Raw genomic sequence first — 22925 nt, 5'->3', positions numbered from 1 at the left:
GATATTCTGAACTTTTTTTGTCCAGCTATACCTCAATCAGCGAAGGTTCGTAATTAGTCCTTAATGGCTACCTGCTAAAAAACCAATGGGCGCAGGCTTTGCGCCCCTACCACCTAACATCTAATAGAGGATTATTCTTATGGCTTTTTCCCCCGAAATTCCCTACTATAAAATTATTAAACAAGCACAATTAACCCCTGATGCGATCGCTGTTTTAGATGAGACTTGTCCCCTAACTTATCAACAATTAGACCATCTTTCTAATCAAGTTGCTGCTTATTTACAGACTCAAGGTGTTAACCCCAATACCAGAGTAGGAATTATGACGGAACGAAATCCAGGCATGATTATTGGTATTTTGGGAATTCTTAAAGCCGGTGGCTGTTATGTACCCTTAGATCCCGATTATCCCGTCGAAAGATTGCGTTATATTCTTCATCATGCCACTATCGAGATTTTACTTACCGAACATCAGGTAAGTGAACAGTTAATTTCTTGTGTGACAGAACCTTTACCCTTGCAAACCGTCCTCTTTTTAGATGAAGGAGAAAGATTAAACAAAATTAATGATTTAACTCAGATTACCACTTCTATCTGGCAAAAACACAGTAAAGAATCCATAAATCTTTGTAATCGTCCTGAGGATTTAATGGTAATTCTTTATACGTCTGGATCAACAGGACGGCCAAAAGGGGTAATGTTAAACCATCGCGGTTATATGAATCGTCTAGAATGGATGCAAAAGACATTTTCCCTGAAAACAGGCGATCGCATCGCACAACGCACCTCTTTTTGTTTCGATATTTCCGTATGGGAAATTTTCTGGACGTTAATGGAAGGTGCAACAATATGTCCCGTCAAACGCGAAGTAGTCTTAAATCCTTGGGAATTTGCTGCCTGGATTAAAAAGACTAAAATTAATGTAATGCACTTTGTTCCCTCCCTCTTTGGGGAATTTATCAGTGCGATTGAAAACGAATCTTGGACATTTCCTGATTTACGCTGGTTAATCTTTAGTGGGGAAGCTTTACCCATGTCTTTTATCCAAAAATGGCTTGATTGTTATGGATTAAAGACAGGTTTAGCCAATCTTTATGGACCGACAGAAGCCTCAATTGATGTGACTTACCATATTATTACAGAACGTCCTGACGAACGCACCAGCAGCCAAATTCCCATCGGAAAAGCGATCGATAATGTCTATCTCAAAGTGTTGGATGATCAGATGCAACCTGTTAAACAAGGGGAAATGGGAGAACTTTGGCTTGGTGGCGTACAATTAGCGTTAGGATACCTCAAAGATCCTGAAAAAACCGCTAAAGCGTTCTGTTCTAATCCTTTTTCTGATGTCTCTGGTGACTATATTTATCGGACAGGTGATCTAGTCAAGGAATTACCCGATGGTACGCTGGAATATCATGGACGTATCGATAATATGGTCAAAATTCGGGGTTTTCGCATTGAATTAGGGGAAATTGAGAGCATCTTAACCACTCATCCCAATGTCCGCGAGGCCGCCGTTTTAGCTATTGATTACGGTGAAGGACAAAAACGATTAATTGCTTGTTTATCGGGGGATAAAATCAAAAACCGAGTTCTCAAAGCACATTTAGAACAAAAACTCCCCCATTACATGATTCCTCAACGATTCGCTTGGTTTCCACAACTTGCTAAGAATCATAACGGAAAGTTAGACCGTAAAGCATTAGCCGCCGAATTACTTGCTCCTCCCGCTGCTCCCCCTACTCCTTCTCTTGTCCCCCTTGGACCGGCACAACGTTGGTTAGTCAACTATTTTGAACCTCCCTATCAATGGTTCGGTTATACTCGTTTTCTCTATCATCAGTCTTTGAATCTTGATATTTTCAATCAAGCTGCTAATCTTTTGGTGCAACGTCATGAAGCTTTTCGGACGGTTTGCCTACAAAATCAAGGTAAATGGCAGCAATACTTGATCAATGATCCTCAACCTATCCTGGCAGAGTATTGGGATGGAAGCCACTTAACAGAAGCAGAACGTAATGCTAAAATTCAAGCTCAAATGTCAGATTTAGCTAAAAAAATCCAGATTGACCGTTGGCCACTCACTGCCACTCTTGTCGTTAAAGTTAGTCCCTATTGCTACGATATTACGATGGTCGCTCACCACATCATTGCTGATATGTTAAGTGCAACCCTCTTGTTTAAGGAACTTTGGAGTGCCTATCATCAATTATTGGTAGGAAGTGAGCCGACTTTTCCTAACCCTAATCCTCAGTCTTACTTAGATTTTGTGCAAGTCTTGAGGGATGAGGAGAAAAAAGGAACAATGAACGAACACTTGAATTATTGGAAGGAACAATTTCCCGATGCAGAGAGTCGCTTTGAAGTCCCCGTCGATCATGTCAAAGGCCCAAATATTGAAGCTTCTGCCGAAAGTGAGCGATTTGTCCTAAGTAAAGCGCAAACTAAACAGTTATTAAGCCAAGGCAAGGTTTATTATCAGTCTAACTTTTATCCTATTCTCCTTGCTCCTTTATACCGTTTATTAGGTGATTGGAGTCAACGCCAACAGGTGGTTATCAGTCATCGTAGTCATGGGCGAGATTTAGGCGAAGGTCAGTCTTTTATGGAAAGTATGGGCAATTATGCTGTAAATTTTCCCATAGGCATTAATTTATCCACTTCTACGACTTGGCAAAAAACTATCAGTACCATCAATGAGCAGTTTGAAAGCTTACCAATGAATGGCGTAACTTATGATTGGATAGGTGAGTCTTTACCTGAATATCTCTATCCTGATAGTAATTTAACCCCAGTAAGGGCTAATTATCTGGGAAATCGTTCGGTTCCTCTCTCTGACTTGTTTGAGTTTGTTTATGGCGAGCGCGATTGTCGTTTATCGCCACTGGATCAAAAACGTACCACATTGATTGAATTCTTTTTCCTAATCATAGATGGTCAGTTAGAGATAAGAATTGAATATTCTCGTAATTTCCATCTTCCTACGACCATTGAAAAAATCGGACAAGATTACCTCATTCTTCTTGAGGAATTAGTGCCTATTGGTGTTGCTGATTCCTAACCTTTCAGGGGGGAGTGTCAAGCAGTCCGTGGCATTGACTCATATTAAATCCGTTTGATTAAGTCAGGAGAATACTTTGGCAAAAGTGCTACCTCGAAAATGTCTTGACTATCGTACCCCGAATGAGGTATTCCCCAAAGGTAGATCAGATAGTGATGCAATTCAGACTTGAATTGGCGTCACCAAGAGCGTGATGGACTGCTCTAGTTACCAGATTTTTCCCCCCCCGAACGCTTACTAAAAATCATCCATTTGTGAGAGTAGATCATCCATTGTATAAACTTGGAACTCTGCCTAAACTGAAGCTAAAGGGAATCAAACAATTCTTTGTTCATTCTTTAAGAACTATTCGTTGTCTCTACAGACTGCTATATTATTGATTGGAGAACACACCTACAATGTCTGCTCAATCCTCAACCTCTAGCCTAACTGCTTTACAAAAAACACCGATCGCTATTATTGGAATGTCGGCCTTATTTGCTAAAGCCAAGAATTTACAGGAATATTGGCAAAATATTCTCGGTAAAGTGAATGGAATCACTGAAGTGCCAGAAAGTGCCTGGAATTTAGAAGATTACTATGATCCAGACCCGAAAGCACCAGATAAGACCTATGGTAAATGGGGGGGCTTTTTGCCTAAAATTGATTTTGACCCCTTAGAATTTGGTCTGCCACCTGATACGTTAGAAGCTTTAGATTCGGCTCATTTACTTGGTTTAGTGATGGCTAAACAAGCTTTAGAAGATGCGGGTTATAACCAAGGAAAAGAGTTTAATCGAGAAACAACAGGGGTTATTTTAGGAGGAAGCGGACTCTGGAAAAGCATTACTCCCTTAACCAGTCGTCTGCAATATCCTCTCTGGAAGAAAATTTGCCAAAAAAGTGGTTTATCTCAAGAACAAACCGACAAAATTATCGAAAATATGAAGGCTGCCTATGTGCCTTGGCAAGAAAATTCTTTCCCCGGTATGTTACCAAACGTCGTAGCAGGTCGTATTACTAATCGCTTTGATTTAGGAGGAACTAATTGTGTGGTGGATGCAGCCTGTGCGAGTTCCTTAAGTGCTTTAAAAATGGCGATCAGTGAATTAATTGAAGGCCGTTGTGACATGATGCTTACAGGGGGCTTTGACACGGATAATTCCATCCTTAACTATATGTGTTTTAGCAAAACTCCAGCTTTTTCTAAGAAAGATTGTCTCAATCCCTTTGATGCTACCTCCGATGGCATGATGGTAGGGGAAGGATTGGGAATGCTGGTGATTAAACGGCTTGAGGATGCAGAACGAGACGGAGATCGCATCTATGCAGTAATTAAAGGCATCGGGACTGCTAGTGATGGTCGTTTTAAAAGTATCTATGCACCGCGTCCTGAAGGTCAAATTAGAGCCTTACGGCGTGCCTATCAAGAGGCGGGATTTTCTCCCGCTACCTTGGGGTTAGTTGAGGCCCATGGTACTGGAACACCAGCAGGAGATTTTTGTGAATTTACAGCCCTGAATGAGGTTTTTAGCGAAAATAACGCAGAAAAGCAAACGATTGCTCTGGGTAGTGTCAAATCTCAAATTGGTCATACCAAGGCGGCGGCGGGTGCTGCAAGTTTAATTAAAACGACTTTGGCCTTACATCATAAAATTCTTCCTGCTACCATTAACATTACCGAACCCAACCCTAAATTTAAGATTGAAGACTCGCCTTTTTATCTCAACACCGAAACCCGTCCTTGGTTGTCCAAAGGAGAGACACCGAGACGGGCCGGGGTTAGTTCCTTTGGCTTTGGGGGAACAGATTATCATGTGGTGTTAGAAGAATATACGCCCAAATTACCCCAAGGAGAAAATCGAATTCATCACCGTCCCCAATCAATTTTACTCTGGGGTCAAAATCCTGAAGAATTAAGACAAACTTGTCAAAAAGCTCTAGAACAGTTGCAATCTCCCCAAGGGTCACAAGTTTATATTGAACTACAAAATCAAAGCAAATCGGCTCAACTTCCCTTAAAGGTTGCTAGAGTGGGCTTTGTTGCGACTTCCTTGGCGGAAGCTATTAAATTACTGCAAGCAGCCGTTAAACAGTTGCAAAAACAGCCTCAAGCAGAGGCATGGGAACATCCCCAAGGTATTTATTACCGTAAGACGGGGTTATTACTGGAGGGAAAAGTCGTAGCATTGTTCCCCGGCCAAGGTTCTCAATACCTGAATATGGGTCGAGAAATTGCCCTAAATTTGCCAGAAATCCAAACCGCTTATCAAAAATTGGACATATTGAGAGCTAAAGCGGGTTTAACGCCCCTTTCAGCAGGAGTATTTCCGATTCCTACCTTTAACGAGGTGGACGAAAAACGGCAAACCTCTTTACTGCAACGGACGGAAAATGCTCAACCTGCGATCGGGGCTTTCAGTGTAGGACTGTATAAAACGTTGCAAAAGACGGGATTTAAGCCAAATTTTGTGGCCGGTCACAGTTTTGGGGAATTAACCGCACTCTGGGCCGCAGGCGTTTTCACCGACGACGATTATTATTACTTGATCCAAGCTAGAGGCCAGGCTATGGCCGCACCGAAAGGAGCCACCCCTCAAGGGGCGATGTTAGCGGTGACTGGGAAAGTATCTCAGATAGCGCAATGGGTTGAAGGAATGGCCAATGTGCAGATTGCTAACTATAATGCACCTGAACAGGTGGTATTATCGGGATTAGCCTCAGAAATTGCCACTATTGAGAAGATTTTAAGCTCTCAAGGCTATCAGGTTACGCCTTTACCCGTGTCTGCTGCTTTTCATACTTCTCTAGTACGTCATGCTAGTCAACCCTTTGGGAAAGCGTTGGATCAAGTGACGTTTCATGCGCCCCAACTTCCGGTTTATGCTAATGTGACCGCGGCCCCTTATCCCAAAGATTTATCAGGGATGCGTCAGCTTTTAGAAGCTCAGTTGTTGAATTCGGTTCAGTTTGTCCAACAAATTGAAAATATTTATGCTCAAGGCGGATATTGCTTTGTGGAAATTGGACCGCGCCAAATTCTCACTAACTTAGTTAAACAGATCTTAGGCGATCGCCCTCATCTGGCCATTGCACTCAACCCCAGTCGGCAAAAGGACAGTGATGTTCAACTCTCACAAGGAGTAATGCAGCTTCGAGTTTTAGGTTTACCGTTAAACGATCCGGAAAATGCAGCTTTGACGGTGAAGACTCCTTCAAGCAAACGCAAAGGTATGATCCTGAAGCTGAATGCAACCAACTACATCAGCGATAAAACCAAAGCTTTGATCGGAGCTGCATTACAACCTGATTCACCTGCGGAAATAGAACCGTCAGTTGATTCCCAAACGGTTGAATCTAAGTGTGAGGAAGTGAAAGGGTCGGAAAACGAGGAAATTTTAGCCTCTATTCCTTCCGTCAACCCTTATCCTTCTGATTCTCAGCCTCTTTCAGAGGAAATTCCAACACTCAATTTATCTATCGTTTCTCGAGATCAAACTGTAACCATGACTATGAACAACGCTATTTCTAACAACATCAACCCTCTTTTACAGGCATTCTACCAATATCAACAGAGTCTTGCCAAGGTTCACGAAGAGTACATTAAACATCAATCCCAGAGTTTTCAATCAGTGTTGCAGTTATTCAAACAAAAAGAGATGACAGCAGTTGCTCAAATTGACGAACTCTCTACTCCTGCTGCTGCTTCGGAGAATTCAAAATTTGATCGGCAAAATTCAGAGGTTTCCTCTGTTAGCTTTCCTGATCCTACCCCTTTTAAGTCTGAACCTCAGCCCTTACGGACTCCAGAACCTCAACCTTTAAACACTGCACCTCAACCCTTACCGACTCCCGAACCTGAACCTGTTCACATTTCCCCCATTGTCAACTACTTAGAACCTCGTCAACCCATTGCAGCCATCTCTACACCTGAACCTGTGTCAGAAGTGAGCGAACCTTCTTTAGACTCCATTCAAGATGATGCACTAAGTCAAGCCTTATTAGAGGTTGTCAGTGAAAAAACAGGCTATCCTACGGAAATGTTGGAATTAGAAATGGATTTAGAGGCAGATTTAGGCATTGACTCGATCAAACGGGTAGAAATCATGGGAAGTCTGCAAGAAGCTTTCTCTGGGTTGCCCAAACTTAGCCCTGAAGCATTAGCAGAAAAACGTACCCTAGCCCACATTGTTCAGTATTTGAGGGAGAAAATGATGGTGACAGAAAAAAAAATAGCTTAGTTGTTACCTCTACCCAGTCTAACCATCGAAAACACGGTGATATTGGACGTTATCAAATGAAACTGAAGCCCCTTGCTGCACCTGATTATTGGGATTTTCCCTCAACCCCTGATCAAACCTGTTTGGTGACCGATGATGGTTCATCTACTACTGCCCAAGTTGCTCAAAGTTTGCTAAACCAAGGCTGGCAAGTTGTGGTTCTCAGTTTCCCTCAATTCCTTATTCCTGTGCGTTCTTCTCTTCCTGCGGGGGTTCGACATTTTGTTCTCAATCATTTAAGTGAAGAACATTTACAAGCACAATTGGGAGATATATTTAAAACTTGTGGACTGATCGGCACATTTATTCATTTACATCCTCTCTCTCAGGGGTTTAATCAAGATCAAGAGACTTCAATTAATTCTGATCAAGCGATTGTTAAACAAGTGTTTTTACTAGCCAAACATCTTAAATCTTCTCTGACGCAAGCGGCCAGTCAAGGACGCAGTTGTTTTCTCAGCTTAACCCGTTTAGATGGAGAATTTGGTCTCAGTGGAAAACGAGAATTTAGCCCTATTAGTGGCGGTTTATTTGGCTTAACGAAAACCTTAAATCTAGAGTGGGAATCGGTCTTCTGTCGCGCTCTAGATATTAGTCCCGACTTAGATGAAATGACAACGGCTCAAATTGTTTTAGCTGAATTGCATGATCCTAATAGCTTAATTCAAGAGGTGGGTTATACCCCAAAAGGTCGAATGACTTTGACTTGTGAATTAGCTTCTTTGAGCAGTAATTAGGGAAAAGTTAATAGTTAGAATAAAATTAGCTGGGCGCGAGCATTGCGCCCCTACAGAATTATATTTATTCAAATAAATTACGGTATAAATTCTGATTTTTAGCTAATATATACTAACTATTAAATATCAACTATCAACTATCAATTATCAACTAACACGGTATGTTCCCCATGATTAATGATACTCAACTTAATTCATCTTCGGTGGTTATTGTCAGTGGTGGTGGCCGAGGAATTACGGCTCAATGCGTTATCTATTTGGCGCAACAATATCATTGTAAATTTATTTTATTAGGTCGTTCGCAAATTTTAGATCCTGAACCTGAATGGAGTCTTTCTTGTCAAGATGAATCTGAGTTAAAGAGGCAAATTATGCAACATTTAGCAACTCAAAATGAAAAACCAACTCCGAAAAAAGTTCAAGCACTGTATCAACAACTCTGTCAAAGTCGGGAAATTAAGCAAACCTTATCAGAGATTGAAAAAGTAGGAGGAAAAGCCGAGTATTGCAGTGTTAATGTTACCGATTCACAGCAAGTAAAAGCAACTTTAAGACCGATTATTCAACGTTGGGGAGAGATTACGGGCATTATTCATGGTGCGGGAACGTTAGCAGATAAATTAATTGAAAACAAAACTGAACAGGATTTCGATAAGGTTTATAGTGTCAAAATTGATGGGTTAAATAGTTTATTAGGTTCCCTAGAAGTTAACCGATTAAAATTTATTGCCTTATTTTCTTCTTTTGTTTCATTTTATGGCAATATCGGTCAATCTGACTATTCTTTAGCTAACGAAATTTTGAACAAGTATGCTTATTTACTTCAACAAAAATATCCTAAATGTCATGTGGTTTCTATTGGGTGGGGTCCTTGGGATGGGGGAATGGTGACACCACAGCTTAAACAGTTGTTTGAGCAGCAAAATATTAAGGTTATTCCTCAACAAACAGGGGCGCAAATGTTAGCAGAAGAATTAACCCAAACTCAAGCTAAAACCCCTCAAATTATTGTGATGAGTAACCCTATTTCTCCTTCTCCTAAACTGGTTACACCGCAAAAGCATAGTTACCGTTTATATCGTCGGTTGACGTTACGAGGAAACCCTTTCGTTTATGATCATGTCATCGGGGGAAATGCAGTTTTACCCGCGATGTGTGCCTTAGCATGGATCACTAATAGTTGCGAACAACTTTATCAAGGATATCGTTTTTTAAGTTGTCATAACTATCAGGTGCTTAAAGGAGTTGTCTTTGATAAAAGTTTAGCTAATTTGTATTGTTTGGATCTGACTGAAGTTGATAAAACAGAAGATGAAATTAAATTTGAAGCCTTAATTTGGAGTGAAACCGCTAAAGGAATTCCCCTTTATCATTATCGGGGGATTATTAATATTACTAAACAAGTAATAGCTGAGAGAAAACTTGAGGAAAGTATTCAGACTGTTACGGAATCTTTCCTTAATTTACAACCCTATCAAGCAGGAGTTCTTTTTCATCAGCCCAGATTTCAAGGAATTAAGAAAATCTTAGAAATTAATAAAAACGAACTTGTTTTTAACTGTTACTTACCTCGAATTTCTGCACAAGATCAAGGACAGTTTAGTGTTCAATCCTTTAATTCTTATACGGCTGATCTCTTGTTTCAATGTCTTTTAGTTTGGGTCAGAAAACACTACAATTCTGGTAGTTTACCCCTAAAACTAAATGAGCTTGAGCAGTTTAGTTCCCTCCCTTTTAATCAAGAATTTTGGATCAAATTATCCATTAATGAACATAGTGATACTAAGGTAATTGCTAATGCACTTGCTTATAATTCTCAAGGGAAAATTTATTTAGAAGCAAATAATATGGAGGTTACTTTGAGTTCTTGTCTTAATGTTTTGTTTCTTAACAATACGGTGAATTCATCGAATACTGTTTGCTTGTAATTTTTTCTCAATTGATACCCTATTTACATTTTCACAGGAGATATTATGAAACCTTCCAAATTAGCGATCGCTGGACTAAGTGGCTTCTTTAATCAACTGTTAACCAGTCAACAACTATCAGCTTTAATTTATCAAGGAAACTCCCTTGATTATTCTAACAAACCGATTAGTGATCATTCTTGGTCTATCTTATCAAAGATGTCTGATCAAGGGTTAAAAGATTGTACTTGTAAGATAGGAAAAAAAGTCGCTTTAATTACTGCTAATAATATTAGCAACAATCAAGAAACTGAGCTTAAAAATATTAGTTATCAATTGGAAAGATTATGGAATTGTTCCATTGTTCCCTTTCAATTAACCCAAGGATCTGATTCTTTATTAAAGTCTCTCGAATTAGCCCAAATTCTCTTAACCGCCAAAGAAGTTGATACAGTTATTATTAGTGCGCTTAATAGGAATTGTGAGTCTATTATTGGCGGAGCTTTAATCCTCAAAGATTATGAAACAATCCCCAACAATAATAATACGCTTTTTTACGGGATTATTGATAGCTTTAGTAAAATAGTTAACCCCTTATCTTCTCCATCAGTTGCGATTAAACAAAGTTGTCAGCAAGCATTTAAAAATGCTAAGATTCACCCCTCAAATATTGGTTATTTAGCTGTTTCCTCAAGAGAGATAGATCAAGGGTTATTAGAAGCTTATTATGCTAATCATAATAACCTAACTTGTGCAGTTGGAACAGTCCAAGAGAATAATAATAACTTAGGGATAACTGAAGATTTAATTAGCTTAATTAAAACAGCACTTTGCTTAAAAAATCGTTATCTTCCTGCTTCCGCTCAACTGTTAACTTCTAATCTTACTCAAGAATGGCAAAATAGTTCTTTTTATCTACCTGATGTATCACTTCCTTGGTTTCTTGAAAAAGGACAAGAAAAACGCTATGCTGCGCTTAATTTAGTCAATCAAAATAATACTTATAGTCATTTAATTTTATCGGAAGCAACTCCTCAAAGTACACCCAATAATGGCTATTTACCCTATGCACCATTTTATCTATTTCCCCTCGCTGGAAATGATAGTTCATCTTTACAAAGTCAGCTTGATAACTTAACCCATAGTATTGAAAACAGTTTCTCCTTACCCCATCTTGCCAAAGAGAATTTTATTCAGTTTCAACAGAATTCTCAGTCTCCTTATGTTGTAGCAATTGTTGGGAATAACAAAGAAGCTTTGCAAAAGGAAATTAAACAGGCTAAAAAAGGAATTGATAAAGCCTTTCATACAGGAAAGCCGTGGAAAAGTCCCCAAGGAAGTTATTTTACCCCTAAACGGTTAGGAAAAGTGGGTAAAGTCGCTTTTGTTTATCCTGGTGCGTTTAACTCCTATTTAGGAATGGGAAGAAATCTTTTTCAATTATTCCCTAAATTATGGGAGAGAGCAGAGAGTTTAATTAGTGATCCTGCTACCTTTTTTCAAGCAAACTCTCTTTATCCTCGCCGTCAATCTCCCCTTTCTAAACAAGACTTAGAAACCCTAGAAACTCAATTCATTGCTAACCCTTTATCTCTCTTAGAAACGGGAACGGGTTTTGCGGTTTTATTCACCGAAATTATGCAGAAATATTTCAAGATTAAACCTGATGCTGCCTTCGGTTATAGCATGGGAGAAAGTACCATGATGTATTCATTAGGAGTGTGGCCAAATGCGGATCAAGGAAGTCAATTTGTTCATTCTTCTCCCCTATTTAAAACCCGTTTAATGGGAGCTAAACAAGCCGTTGCAGAATCTTGGGGTCAACCGATAGATGAAAATTCATGGAGTAGTTATGTTTTAATGGCTACAGCTGAAGCAGTTCAGGAATGTCTAAAAACAGAAAGTAAGGTTTATTTAACCCATATTAATACCCCTCAAGAAGTTGCGATCGCAGGAGATTCTCAAGGTTGTTTACGGGTGATTGAAAAATTACAATGTGATCGGTTTCGTTCGCCTTCTGATATGGTTTTACATTGTGAAGTTATGCAATCAGAATACAATGAGTTTCTTAAGCTAAATACGGTGACAATAGGAACACCACCTGATACTATTTTTTATTCCTCTTCTCATTATGATTCTCTGGCCTTAGAACAAGAGAAAATTGGTGAGCATTTAAGTCAAGGAATGTGTCAAATGTTAGATTTTCCTCGCTTAATTGAACGCACTTATCAAGACGGGGTAAAAATTTTTCTAGAATTAGGATCAGGAGGAAGTTGTTCTCGTTGGATATCGGAAACTCTTGGTCAAAAAGAGCATCTTGCATTGTGTATTAATCGTCGAGGTGCTGATGATTTAGCGACCATTATTAAGATGTTAGCACAATTAGTCAGTCATGGGGTAGAACTAGACTTATCCCCTCTTTATTTAACAGATGAAGCAGAAACCTTAGAGGCGATTTTTAAGACAGTGTTAACCACAGCACCCAAAGCTAATATTGAACCCCAAACTGAGCAACAAAATTCAATTATTCGAGAAAATACTGCTTCTCAAAAAGTCGCTGCTTTAGTCGCTTCTTCTACTCAACTTCTTTCCCAAGTTCCAACCATTTCTACAGTTGATCATTTAAGAACAAGCGTTATTTCTTCTCATCCTAAAACCGTTAGACCTTGTTTATTTGATCAACCTGAGATTCTCGAATTTATTGAAGGTAAAGTCTCTAAGGTTTTTGGTCAAGAATATGAACCCATTGATCATTATACCCAACGAGTCAGAATGCCGTCTCCTCCCTTTTTGTTCGTCAGTCGGGTGACTCAATTAGAAGGAAAATTAGGTGATTATAAATCAGGTTTCATCGAAACAGAATATGATGTACCAGAAGATGCTTGGTATGCAGTAGATGGTCAATTAACGGTAGGAATTTGTAAAGAAGCCGGCCACGGACTCCTGATGCTATTAAGTTATATCGGGACAGATTTTGAAAATCAAGGAAAACGCTCTTTCCGTTTATTAGATTTATCTGCAACCTTCTTATTTGAACAACCTGAAAATGTTAAGTTGTTACGGTGTCGAGTTAAGATCACCTCTTCGGTTAAAACTGATGATAGCTTATTAATTTTCTTCCAAGGAGAGGTGTTAATTGGGGATCAAGTTTGGATGAAACTTCATGACGGTTGTGCTGGACTCTTTTCTGATGAAGAATTAGAAAAAGGACAGGGAATTGTGCTAAAAGAGGCTGAAGAAAAAGAAAGAAACTTGATTAAAAGACAACAGTTTACTCCTCTTTTAACTTGTTCTAAGTCATTCTTTAAAAAAGAAGAACTTCTTAATCTAAGTCAAGGCAATATTGAGGCTTGTTTAGGGAAAAACTATCAACAAAATGGCTTAAATTCTTCCCTCAGATTACCCCCAGAAAAACTCTTAATGTTAGAGAAAGTGATGATGGTAAATCCTCAAGGAGGAATAGCTGGACTAGGGTTAGCAGTGGGAGCAAAACAGATCACTCCTGAGGACTGGTATTATTCTTGTCATTTTAAAAATGACCCCACTTTACCGGGGAATTTAATGATTGAAGGAAGTATCCAACTGGTGCAATTTTATTGTTTATGGTTAGGGTTACAAACTCACAGGAAAGATGCTCGTTTTCAGGTGATTCCTAATCAAACCCAAGCAGCCCGTTTTCGGGGACAAGTGACTCCCCAACATGGAACTTTAATGTATCAAATGGAGGTGTTAGAAATTGGACTTTCTCCTCAACCTTATCTTCTGGCTAATGTGGATGTTATTTTTGGCGGAAAAACCATTGCTACTATTAAAAATATTGGTGTTCAACTGGTAGAAAAAACAGACACCATTCCCAGTATTTTCCCACCCATTGAGTCAGGAACATTCCCCCATATTTCCCAATTATCAAAACAGTCATCGGTTTTATTTAATGAAAACCAATTAAAAACCTTTGCTAAAGGATCAGTGGCTGCCTGTTTGGGATCAGAATTTGACATTTATGAAAATCGTCAATCGGTTCGTTTACCTAACGGGGAGTTTCAGTTAGTCAGTCGGGTATTAGACATCGAAGGTAAACGTCATGAATTGCAAAAACCATCGGAAATTATTACCGAATTTGATGTCAAAGAAAATGCTTGGTTTTATAACCATAATGCCTATCCCACTTTGCCCTACTGTACTTATATTGAAATTGCCGGTCAACCTTGTATTTTCTTAGGGGTTTATATGGGAGCAACTTTATTATTCCCAGAAGATGATCTTCATTTTCGTAATTTGGATGGACAGGGAACAATTCTCAAAGAAATTGACCTCCGTAATAAAACCATTACGGATAAAGTTCGTCTCCTTTCTACCACCGCTATTCAAGGGGCAATTATTCAAAAGTTTGAGTTTGAGTTATCTTGTGAAGGTGAGCCTTTTTATCGGGGAAATATGGTCTTTGGAGACTTTAGCACAGCCGTGTTAGCGAATCAAGTGGGACTTGATGGTGGAAAACGTCTTAAACCTTGGTATCAACTGAATAATTTATCCGATTTAACCCTACAGGAAATTAATTTACAAGATTCCTTAACTCACCAAAACTTCTATTCAGTAAATCCTGAAAAACCCCACTATCGTCTTTCTCAAAATTATCTTGATTTTATCGAAAAAGTTTTCCTAATTGAAGATGGGGGTAAGTATCAAAAAGGATATATTTATGCCAGCCAATCAATTACTCCCGAAGATTGGTATTTTCCCTTCCATTTCTATCAAGATTCCGTGATGCCTGGTGCCTTAGGCGTTGAGTCTATTCTTCAAGCTATGCAAACTTATGCGCTGCAATTAGACTTAGGCAAATCTTTCAAAAATCCTCGCTTTGGTCAAGCCATTAATCATCAAATCACCTGGAAATATCGAGGACAAATTACACCCGAAAATCGTTTAATGTCTTTAGAAGTGCATATTTCCGATATTCGAGTCGAAGATGATGTAATCACAATTATCGGAGATGCCAGTCTTTGGAAAGAAGACTTAAGAATTTACGAAATTAAAGACATCGCCCTGTGTCTATTAGACAGTGAAGAGTGAACAGTTAACAGAGACCAGTGTATCTCGACTACTCGGTTAGTGCATTAACCATCGAATTGGGATAACCCCAGTTACCAGTGAATAGTAAACACCCATCTTTCTTTTCCGTCAGTTTAAAGTCAACAACAATGGAGAAATAAACCCCATGTTAACTAGCCATAACCCTCTTACTAGCTCCCCTAAACCATCTATCTCCTTTGATAGTGAAGGAATTCGAGAAAAATTAGCCAATTTAGAGCAGCCTTGTTATGTATATGTCAAAAATAACCAGATAGGACTTTCTCACGAACCTAATGCTGATATACTGCCCCGTAGCATGATTAATGCCCTATCACCCCAACAATTAGGCGATCGCGCTTTTTGTGACTTTCATGGTTTAGACTATGCTTATGGGGCGGGTGCAATGGCCGGGGGTATCGCTTCCGAAGATTTGGTGATTTCTCTGGGAAAAGCGGGATTTTTAGCCAGTTTTGGGGCAGCCGGGTTAGTTCCCCAACGGGTTGAAAAAGCCATTCACACCATTCAAGAAGCTTTACCCAATGGACGATATGCCTTCAATTTAATCCATAGCCCCTCAGAGGAAGCCCTAGAACGGGGTTCAGTGGAACTTTACCTCAAATATGGGGTAAGAACTGTTGAAGCCTCTGCTTACCTGGATTTAACCCCCCATATTGTCCGTTACCGAGCATCAGGATTACATCTAAATTCTCAAGGCGATATTGAAACCCAAAATAAGATCATTGCCAAAATTTCTCGGACCGAAGTTGCTCAGAAATTCTTAAAACCTGCTCCCCCTAAACTGCTGAAAGCTTTAGTTGAACAGGGACAAATTACAGCCTTACAAGCAACTTTAGCTGAAAAAGTTCCTTTAGCCGATGATATAACCGTTGAAGCTGACTCTGGTGGTCACACAGATAATCGTTCTTTGGTTTGCCTTCTCCCTTCTATTATTGCCTTACGCAATGAGATTCAACAGCAATATCAGTATGAGCGTTCTATTAGAGTGGGGGCTGCTGGTGGGATTAGTACTCCAGAATCAGCCTTAGCGGCCTTTATGATGGGAGCGAGTTACATTATCACAGGTTCGGTGAATCATGCTTGTATTGAAGCGGGAACATCTGAACATACCAAACAATTACTTGCCCAAGCAGCAATGGCCGATGTGGTAATGGCCCCTTGTGCTGATATGTTTGAAATGGGGGTGAAAGTTCAACTCTTAAAACGGGGAAGTTTATTCCCCATGCGCGCGCAAAAATTATATGATTTGTATCAAACTTATGAGGGAATTGATGCCATTCCGACCGAGGTTCGTCAAACCATAGAAAAGCAAATTTTCCAAAAACCATTAGAGGCCGTTTGGCAAGAAACCCTTGCTTATTTTCAAGAGCGAGATCCCGAACAAATTGAACGAGCAAATAATAATCCTAAACGGAAAATGGCTTTAATTTTTCGCTGGTATTTAGGGCTTTCTTCTCGTTGGGCAACCAGTGGACAGCCACAACGAACAATGGATTATCAAATTTGGTGTGGTCCGGCGATGGGTTCATTTAACGATTGGGTTCGAGGAACTTATTTAGAATTTTCCGAAAATCGTCAAGTGGTGGATGTAGCAACTCATATCATGCGCGGTGCAGCTTATCTCTATCGTCTGCAAAGTCTGAAGTTACAGGGGGTTAATCTTCCGTCTCCCTATCATTTTTATCGACCCACGCCTCTTTAAAAACCCCCTTATGAACCTTGTGCTGGAATTTTCCCATGATGACTAAAAATGCCAATTCTCCCTTTTCTGTTGGACTTCCCGCCCTTTATTTAGTGGCCTTTTTATCGGGAATTTCCCTAGGGTTATTTAACCCCTTTGTTTCTACCCTTATGAAAGAAAAGGGTTACGACAATATTGTTATTGGGGCAAATTCTACTCTTTACTTTTTTGTCATTGCCGCAGGAACACCAATTGTGGCTAGTATTCTTCGCCAAATTGGATTAAGAAAAACCATGATGTTAGGATTCCTTTTAATGGGAATAACTGCACCTCTATTTGCCTTTACTACTCAATTATCTCTTTGGTTTATCATTCGTGGCGTTATGGGTTTGGCCTGTTGTTTATATCTGATTTCTGGACAAACCGCTATTAACTATTTTTGTAATGATCAAAATCGAGCCATGGTTAATGGTTTAGATGCTTTAGCTTTTAGCTTAGGTTTTGGTATCGGTCCGATTATGGGAGCAGTCGCCTATAATCTTTCTCCTAAGATCACTTTTTTATTAGGAAGTGGCTTGATTTTAAGTGGAATTGTTGTTGTCTTTTTTGGATTACCAGAGAAAACGGTTAAGTTTCAAAAGCCCAATTTTAGCATTATTCAAAAGCTCAAACTTCCCCTACAAGGAGCTTTTGCTTATGGCTTCAGTGTTGCCACCTTAGTTTCTCTTTATCCACTTTTTTTACTCGAACAAAACTATGGTATTGAGCGCATGGGTTTAATCTTTGGCTTGTTTATTTTAGGCGGATTAATTTCAACCGTTCCTATTACTCATTTAGCCGATAAGATGGGTAAAGTTAAGGTTTTAGTCGGTAGTGTAATTATTGTAATTGTTTCAGTTTTTGGCTTATCTTTAATCGAAAATCCCATGATTACCCCCTTTTTAGCTTTTGTCTCTGGGGTAGGAATGAGTCCCATTTTTCCCTTATCATTAGCCCTGATTGGTTCTACCGTTACCCTTAATGAATTATCCTCCGGGAGTGCTGTCTTTACCTCAATTTATAGTGCAGGTTGTACCGCCGGTCCCATTCTATCAGCTATTGTCATGACCATGATGGGAACTCGGTATATCTTCTCATTAATGTTAGTCATTTTTGTCTTATTTTTGCTGAGTTTAAGTCAGTCCCAAAAGTCCCATCCTGACTATCAACATTCTTCGGAGAATAGTTAGGAAAGTTTCTTGAATTTTAACCACACTAATTAACCCCATTCACAATTTATTCAAGGACAAAATCATGGAAAAATTAGCAATCATTGGTTCGGGTATTTCTGGCTCTCCCATCGCCTATTATCTTCAAGATCAATATGAGGTTGATGTCTATGAAAAAAGTAGTCGTGTCGGCGGTCATGCTCACACCTTAGATTTGGATGAAGATGGTCAACGGATTTCTTTTGATACGGCTTTTGTGGTTTGTAATAAACCTAATTATCCCAACTTGATGAAATTTTTTGCTGATTTAGGAGCAGAGACTCAAGATCATTTAGGCGGATTTAATTTTTATAATTTGGATACTGGAATGCAGTTTAATTCCCTAGATCTAGAACTGCCGATGGAAGAATTCGCTCGTCAGCAACCTTCAGAATTAGTCGCTTGTTATCAAGAAGCTAAACGTTTTTTTTTAGAAGCACGGGCTGATTTTTGGGAAGGAAAAACGAGAATTTCTATGCAAGAATATCTAGATAAAAATAACTATAGCCAAGCCTTTCGAGATAACTTTGTCATGCTAATGGGGTCAGCCGTTTGGTCAATTCCTACTGATTTATTAATGGAGTTTCCCGCTTCAACTTTTATCAGCTTTTTTATGACTCATGACCAAGGCGGTTTAGGGGGAAAAACGGTCGAATGGCAAACCGTTAAAGGGGGAAGCAGTCGTTATGTTGAAAGGGTCAAAGATGCTTTAAAGAAACCCATTCGCACTGAACAAGAAGTGATTTCCGTTAAAAAAAGAGAAGACGGAAAAGTAACGATAAAAACGACCACAGATGAAGAAGTTTATGATAAGGTGGTTATGGCTACTCACGCTGATCAAGCATTAGGAATACTTGCTGAACCAACTGAATTAGAACAAAACATCTTAGGCTGTTTTAAGTATAATGAAACCGCCGTAACTGTTCACACTGATCCAGTTATTATGAACCCCGATCGCAGTAAATGGCAATCCTGGAATTATGGGCAAGTAACTAAAGAAGGAAAGCTTTATACTTATGTCACTTATTATGCCAATAAAGTACATAATTTTACCGCCAAGAAAGATTATTTTGTTTCCTTAGATACCCCCCCCATCGCCATTGATGAAGATAAAATTATCCGCATTCTTAAGTATCGACATCCAGCTTATGACATGAATACTCTAGAGGCGCAAAAACAAATTTATCAACTCAATGAAACTGGCCCTATTTACTTCTCAGGGACATATTTCCACATCAAAAAACGAGGCATTGATTCCTATGGCTTTCATGAAAGTGGCATCGGTTGTGCGGTTGAATTAGTTGAACATTTGAAAAAAGGATAATGTTTGGCAAAATACAGAATCAATAATCAGCAACTATACTCAAGTATTTTTCTTGACTCTTTTGAGTAAATTTAACTACAGCTAACTGTTAGTTTCTTAAAAGAAGTTGAAAAATTCTGCTCTTTGCTGAAACCTCCTTTAGGATAGAGAAAACATTCTTGACTACAAACTCTAAAAAATTGACACAGGAGATTTAACAATGAACTCAAAACATCTAGCAACTCTATTAGGATTAACCTCTGTAATCGCTCTTAATCCTGTTCTTCCCGTTAAAGCTGAACCCGTTATTTATATTGAAACAGGGGGGAAAGACAGTCTTCACTTTGATCCTAATGTACTAGCCGTGTTGGAAAGTATTGGTTTATCTTTGGCATCGGTTGAGAATACTGATACTCCCGCACAGGGATATGATTATGCTTTTGATATTCTTCCTCCAAGTTATGACCCTAATATAAGAGGAACGGATTGGGTATTTAGTTACGATGGAGAAACAGATAATTATGAGGCGATTAGTGGAACAACTGAATTGACTGGAAGTGTCTTTTTCAACGTTGATCAAACTAAACTTAATCTTCCTCCTGTGTTCGAGATCGGGGATTTTTCTGCCTTCTTTGAAGTTAATACCGATCCCAATATTCCTGAGCCTTACTTTGTTTTTGTGAGAGATACAGCCAACACAGGTCTTCCAGTTTTTAGCACCGTAGCACCCGGCTTACCTAATGTTGATTTGGTCAATAATACTTGGATTCTAGAACCTTTAGGAATTCTTTTAACGAAAGAGTTTAGTGATTATTTAATAGCAGCAGGAGCAACACAATCGGTTGAAGGATTACAAGTTGCTGTAGCCAGAGGAGATCGTACTTTTATTCCTTTTGCTACTTCTGTTCCCGAACCTACGAATCTTGTAGGAATTTTTTCGATTGCTGGCTTAGGGTTAATTATGAAGCTCAAAAAGTCGGTTTAGTTAACCTCTGCATAACTAGAGGGCTCTCTTGGGTTTGGTGGGTAAAATGTGTTCTAAGATACAGTCCTGCTGGCGAGCGAGTGGAAGGAACCACAGAGACACAAAGGACACAGAGATCGATCACTCCTATATAAGTTAAACTTATCACACAAAGAATAAGAGAGCCACTAGAGTTGTTGTGTAATAATTAGAAAAGCTTGAATCTCTGCCACAATCGAGTGTTTAGTAATTTTAAACTATAATTTCTGTCACTCCACTCAATTAAAGTAAGAGATTCAGCCGTTTTGATTGTTACTTTGCAACAACTCTAATGATTACTTGTCATTTTGCTATATAGGGAAATTGTTCATGAATTCTTTGTTTTCATCTATTGGATTAGCATTAATTGCAACCACTTCTGCAATGTTCGTTCCTGTAACTACTATAGCAGCGACGTTTGACTATAGCCCATCTTCCGCACTTCTTAACATTCAATTGATAATTTTTACTAATACATTGCTTACAACCCATTGCCAGTAAGGATTATAGCTACAATGATGGATTTTTATCAAGGTGAAGAATTGTAATTGGTTTTCTCAGAAAAAATCAATTATTGAAAATAGTTCTTAATAGTATTCTCTACAATGACAGTTTTTCGTAAAAACATCTTGGGGAATGTAAAAACATATAAAAATATATGAAGATGTGCGGAATGTCGGCTATAGTAAACTACAGTTAATTTCAACACGACCTATTGAATCTAATCATGTTCTCAGCTTTTTTGGTGATCAAGCACAAAATGAGGGGTTTTTAGCTTTTGCGAATGCAGATTATTCTGCACCAGATGCTGGTCATACAGGAGGACGAGAATTAAATGCAGGAACAACCTCTTATTATACGGCTGGTCGAGAAACTAATTTAATTGCTAGTGGAGCAACTCGTTCAGCAAGCTTGAATGGAATAACTGGTTTTTCTAATTTCTTGAATTATCTAGACACTAATAATATTGCCATAGATAATTTAGGAATTAGCTATGGTCCTAAAGTGGGAAAAGATATTACAACAACTTGGAATTTAGGAGATGATGAATTCGGTAAAGATTGGTTTTTTACCAAAGATGGGGAAGTTGAAATCGAAGAGCTAATTTATCGAGCCAATCCAGATGATGTGGAGATATTTTTGTCATTAGGAAATACCAAAATTGTTAGTTTTGGTTATTCTCCTAATTATTTTATTTCTACTAACGAAATAGATGGAAATATTGTATTTGGACGTAATCTTCTACTGCTCGATCCAGTACGAGCTTTTAAGGAATCTGGTCTAGATTCTTTAGAATCAGGGTTAGCAGATGCTTTTTTAGAAGATGTTAATGCTGCTGGCGGTTGGGTACAACTTTTCTCTGATGGAGTCGTCAATCCAGCCACTGATGTTACCTTTACTATCGAGAATGGTTATCGAGTTTTAACCGTCTCTTTTCCTTTGGAATTAAGGGCTGTGGGTGTACCTGAACCCAGTTCACTATTGGGATTATCTCTATTAGGATTAGGTGCTATTATCTATCGTTGCTGGCGAGTTTTCTAATTGATTTCAATGAAGCTTAATTAACTTAACTCGCTTTTTCTCAGCAGGAAACAAAGAATCTACAAATTGTGCCAAAGATTCTCCATTTTGCTGAGGAATTTACCATTTTAAACTAGATATAGATGATGTCTAGATAGGGTTGGCTGAATAAATCTAAAAACCTTGTTGGATAATATTTTTAGGCTTTTTTGAAATCAAAAAGTGCCAGCCATTGGAGGGATCGGGGGGGAAATTTAGGCTCTTCTCGACTTTCTGTGATAATTTTTGCTTATGGAATCGTGAAATGTTTACTGAGAAAGACTTTTGGGACTATTTTTCTGAAGAAACTATCATTATAGACCTCATTTCCACACAGAAACCAGAAGAGCCAAATTTAGGCACTTTTTCCCTGAAAATTAGGTAATTGACCCCCTGAAAATCGGTAAAACCCTACACCCTATCCCCCACACCCCACACCCTACCCCCACCGAAAAACTTTTTCAGCAGACCCTAAATGCAAGGCTGGGGAGACAAATCCCAATCCGTTCAGGATAATCGCTTTCACGACTTGCCCAGCTGTGACAATTTCTCCTGGAACCCATTGATACTTGTTCGTTAATAATTTCAACGATTCCTATTTCATCTATAATTCCAGCTACTAATCCTAGATGGTCTAGATTTTTAACTTGAATTTCTGTTGATTAAGTCATGGTCGAACAGCCCACTCGCCTCAGTTTTCCAAGAATATGACGGTTAAAAACGGCGATTTAACTCAATTGAGGTAAATTACCGAAAAAATGCCGATCATCAACCTTAATTCTCAAAAACTGGTTTAAAATTGATTCATAATTTCCATATAAATATGTTCTAACTGTACGGTCTGACGGGCGATAGAATCAATATTAATGCCGTCGAATGCCCGAATAATCTCGCTTAATTCTAGGTGTTCATCTAACCAAAAAGCTAAATCTTTGCCGTAAAATTTGGGAGTAAATCCTAATTGTTTACCTCGATTTATGGCCGCTTCTTGATCCTGGGTATCCATGATAATAATTTCTTTCGCAGGAATGTGCTGACGCAGCTGATTTAAATTACCTTCGGCAATAATACGACCT

Annotated in this window: 10 protein-coding genes and 2 pseudogenes; 10 read left to right on the top strand and 2 right to left on the bottom strand. The window is 38.9% G+C overall.

Translation table 11 applies throughout. The annotated features are described in order from the left end of the window. Window positions 1-139 precede the first annotated feature (139 nt). The 10 genes from PX481_RS05520 (at window position 140) to PX481_RS05475 (ending at window position 21831) form a co-directional block, all read left to right on the top strand. A complete protein-coding gene (locus tag PX481_RS05520) occupies window positions 140-3064 on the top strand; it encodes an amino acid adenylation domain-containing protein (protein WP_288093927.1) in 2925 nt (974 codons plus the stop codon). A gap of 398 nt (window positions 3065-3462) precedes the next feature. After that, window positions 3463-7284 carry a beta-ketoacyl synthase N-terminal-like domain-containing protein gene (locus PX481_RS05515; RefSeq protein ID WP_288093926.1) on the top strand — a complete coding sequence of 1274 codons (3822 nt, stop codon included), beginning with the start codon at window positions 3463-3465 and terminating at the stop codon, window positions 7282-7284. A 56-nt stretch (window positions 7285-7340) separates the two neighbouring features. Then, window positions 7341-8060: a Rossmann-fold NAD(P)-binding domain-containing protein gene (locus tag PX481_RS05510; protein WP_287109102.1), complete on the top strand. Its 720-nt coding sequence runs from the start codon at window positions 7341-7343 to the stop codon at window positions 8058-8060. Between the two features lie 170 nt (window positions 8061-8230). Further along, window positions 8231-9988, top strand: a complete 1758-nt coding sequence (locus PX481_RS05505) for an SDR family NAD(P)-dependent oxidoreductase (RefSeq protein WP_288086608.1) — start codon at window positions 8231-8233, stop codon at window positions 9986-9988. 45 nt (window positions 9989-10033) lie between these two features. Further along, entirely contained in the window at window positions 10034-15037 is a 5004-nt protein-coding gene (locus tag PX481_RS05500; RefSeq protein ID WP_288093925.1) for a short-chain dehydrogenase, read from the top strand. Window positions 15038-15182: 145 nt separating this feature from the next. After that, window positions 15183-16757, top strand: a complete 1575-nt coding sequence (locus PX481_RS05495) for a PfaD family polyunsaturated fatty acid/polyketide biosynthesis protein (protein WP_052277695.1) — start codon at window positions 15183-15185, stop codon at window positions 16755-16757. Window positions 16758-16792: 35 nt separating this feature from the next. Further along, window positions 16793-17965, top strand: coding sequence for an MFS transporter (locus tag PX481_RS05490; RefSeq protein ID WP_288093924.1), 1173 nt, complete (start codon window positions 16793-16795; stop codon window positions 17963-17965). Window positions 17966-18029: 64 nt separating this feature from the next. Then, window positions 18030-19307, top strand: a complete 1278-nt coding sequence (locus PX481_RS05485; RefSeq protein ID WP_288093922.1) for an NAD(P)/FAD-dependent oxidoreductase — start codon at window positions 18030-18032, stop codon at window positions 19305-19307. A gap of 199 nt (window positions 19308-19506) precedes the next feature. Further along, window positions 19507-20271 (top strand): hypothetical protein, encoded by a 765-nt coding sequence (locus tag PX481_RS05480; protein WP_052277696.1) that lies wholly within the window; start codon window positions 19507-19509, stop codon window positions 20269-20271. Window positions 20272-20955: 684 nt separating this feature from the next. Further along, entirely contained in the window at window positions 20956-21831 is an 876-nt protein-coding gene (locus PX481_RS05475; RefSeq protein WP_288093921.1) for a PEP-CTERM sorting domain-containing protein, read from the top strand. 490 nt (window positions 21832-22321) lie between these two features. Here PX481_RS05475 and PX481_RS05470 read toward each other — a convergent pair. Further along, window positions 22322-22502: pseudogene (locus PX481_RS05470) on the bottom strand (DUF4277 domain-containing protein); the annotation flags it as partial. 140 nt (window positions 22503-22642) lie between these two features. After that, a pseudogene (locus PX481_RS05465) lies at window positions 22643-22925 on the bottom strand (ABC transporter ATP-binding protein); the annotation flags it as partial.

It is taken from the genome of Microcystis sp. M53603_WE2, from assembly GCF_030065435.1.
Note: the sequence above shows the minus strand (reverse complement) of the source record. Positions and strands in the feature narration are given on the sequence as shown.

What these genes read in the sequence shown, in the direction of transcription:
- PX481_RS05520 (WP_288093927.1), top strand. Translation starts at nt 140, where the DNA reads ATGGCTTTTTCCCCCGAAATTCCCTACTATAAAATTATTAAACAAGCA.
- PX481_RS05515 (WP_288093926.1), top strand. Translation starts at nt 3,463, where the DNA reads ATGTCTGCTCAATCCTCAACCTCTAGCCTAACTGCTTTACAAAAAACA.
- PX481_RS05510 (WP_287109102.1), top strand. Translation starts at nt 7,341, where the DNA reads ATGAAACTGAAGCCCCTTGCTGCACCTGATTATTGGGATTTTCCCTCA.
- PX481_RS05505 (WP_288086608.1), top strand. Translation starts at nt 8,231, where the DNA reads ATGATTAATGATACTCAACTTAATTCATCTTCGGTGGTTATTGTCAGT.
- PX481_RS05500 (WP_288093925.1), top strand. Translation starts at nt 10,034, where the DNA reads ATGAAACCTTCCAAATTAGCGATCGCTGGACTAAGTGGCTTCTTTAAT.
- PX481_RS05495 (WP_052277695.1), top strand. Translation starts at nt 15,183, where the DNA reads ATGTTAACTAGCCATAACCCTCTTACTAGCTCCCCTAAACCATCTATC.
- PX481_RS05490 (WP_288093924.1), top strand. Translation starts at nt 16,793, where the DNA reads ATGATGACTAAAAATGCCAATTCTCCCTTTTCTGTTGGACTTCCCGCC.
- PX481_RS05485 (WP_288093922.1), top strand. Translation starts at nt 18,030, where the DNA reads ATGGAAAAATTAGCAATCATTGGTTCGGGTATTTCTGGCTCTCCCATC.
- PX481_RS05480 (WP_052277696.1), top strand. Translation starts at nt 19,507, where the DNA reads ATGAACTCAAAACATCTAGCAACTCTATTAGGATTAACCTCTGTAATC.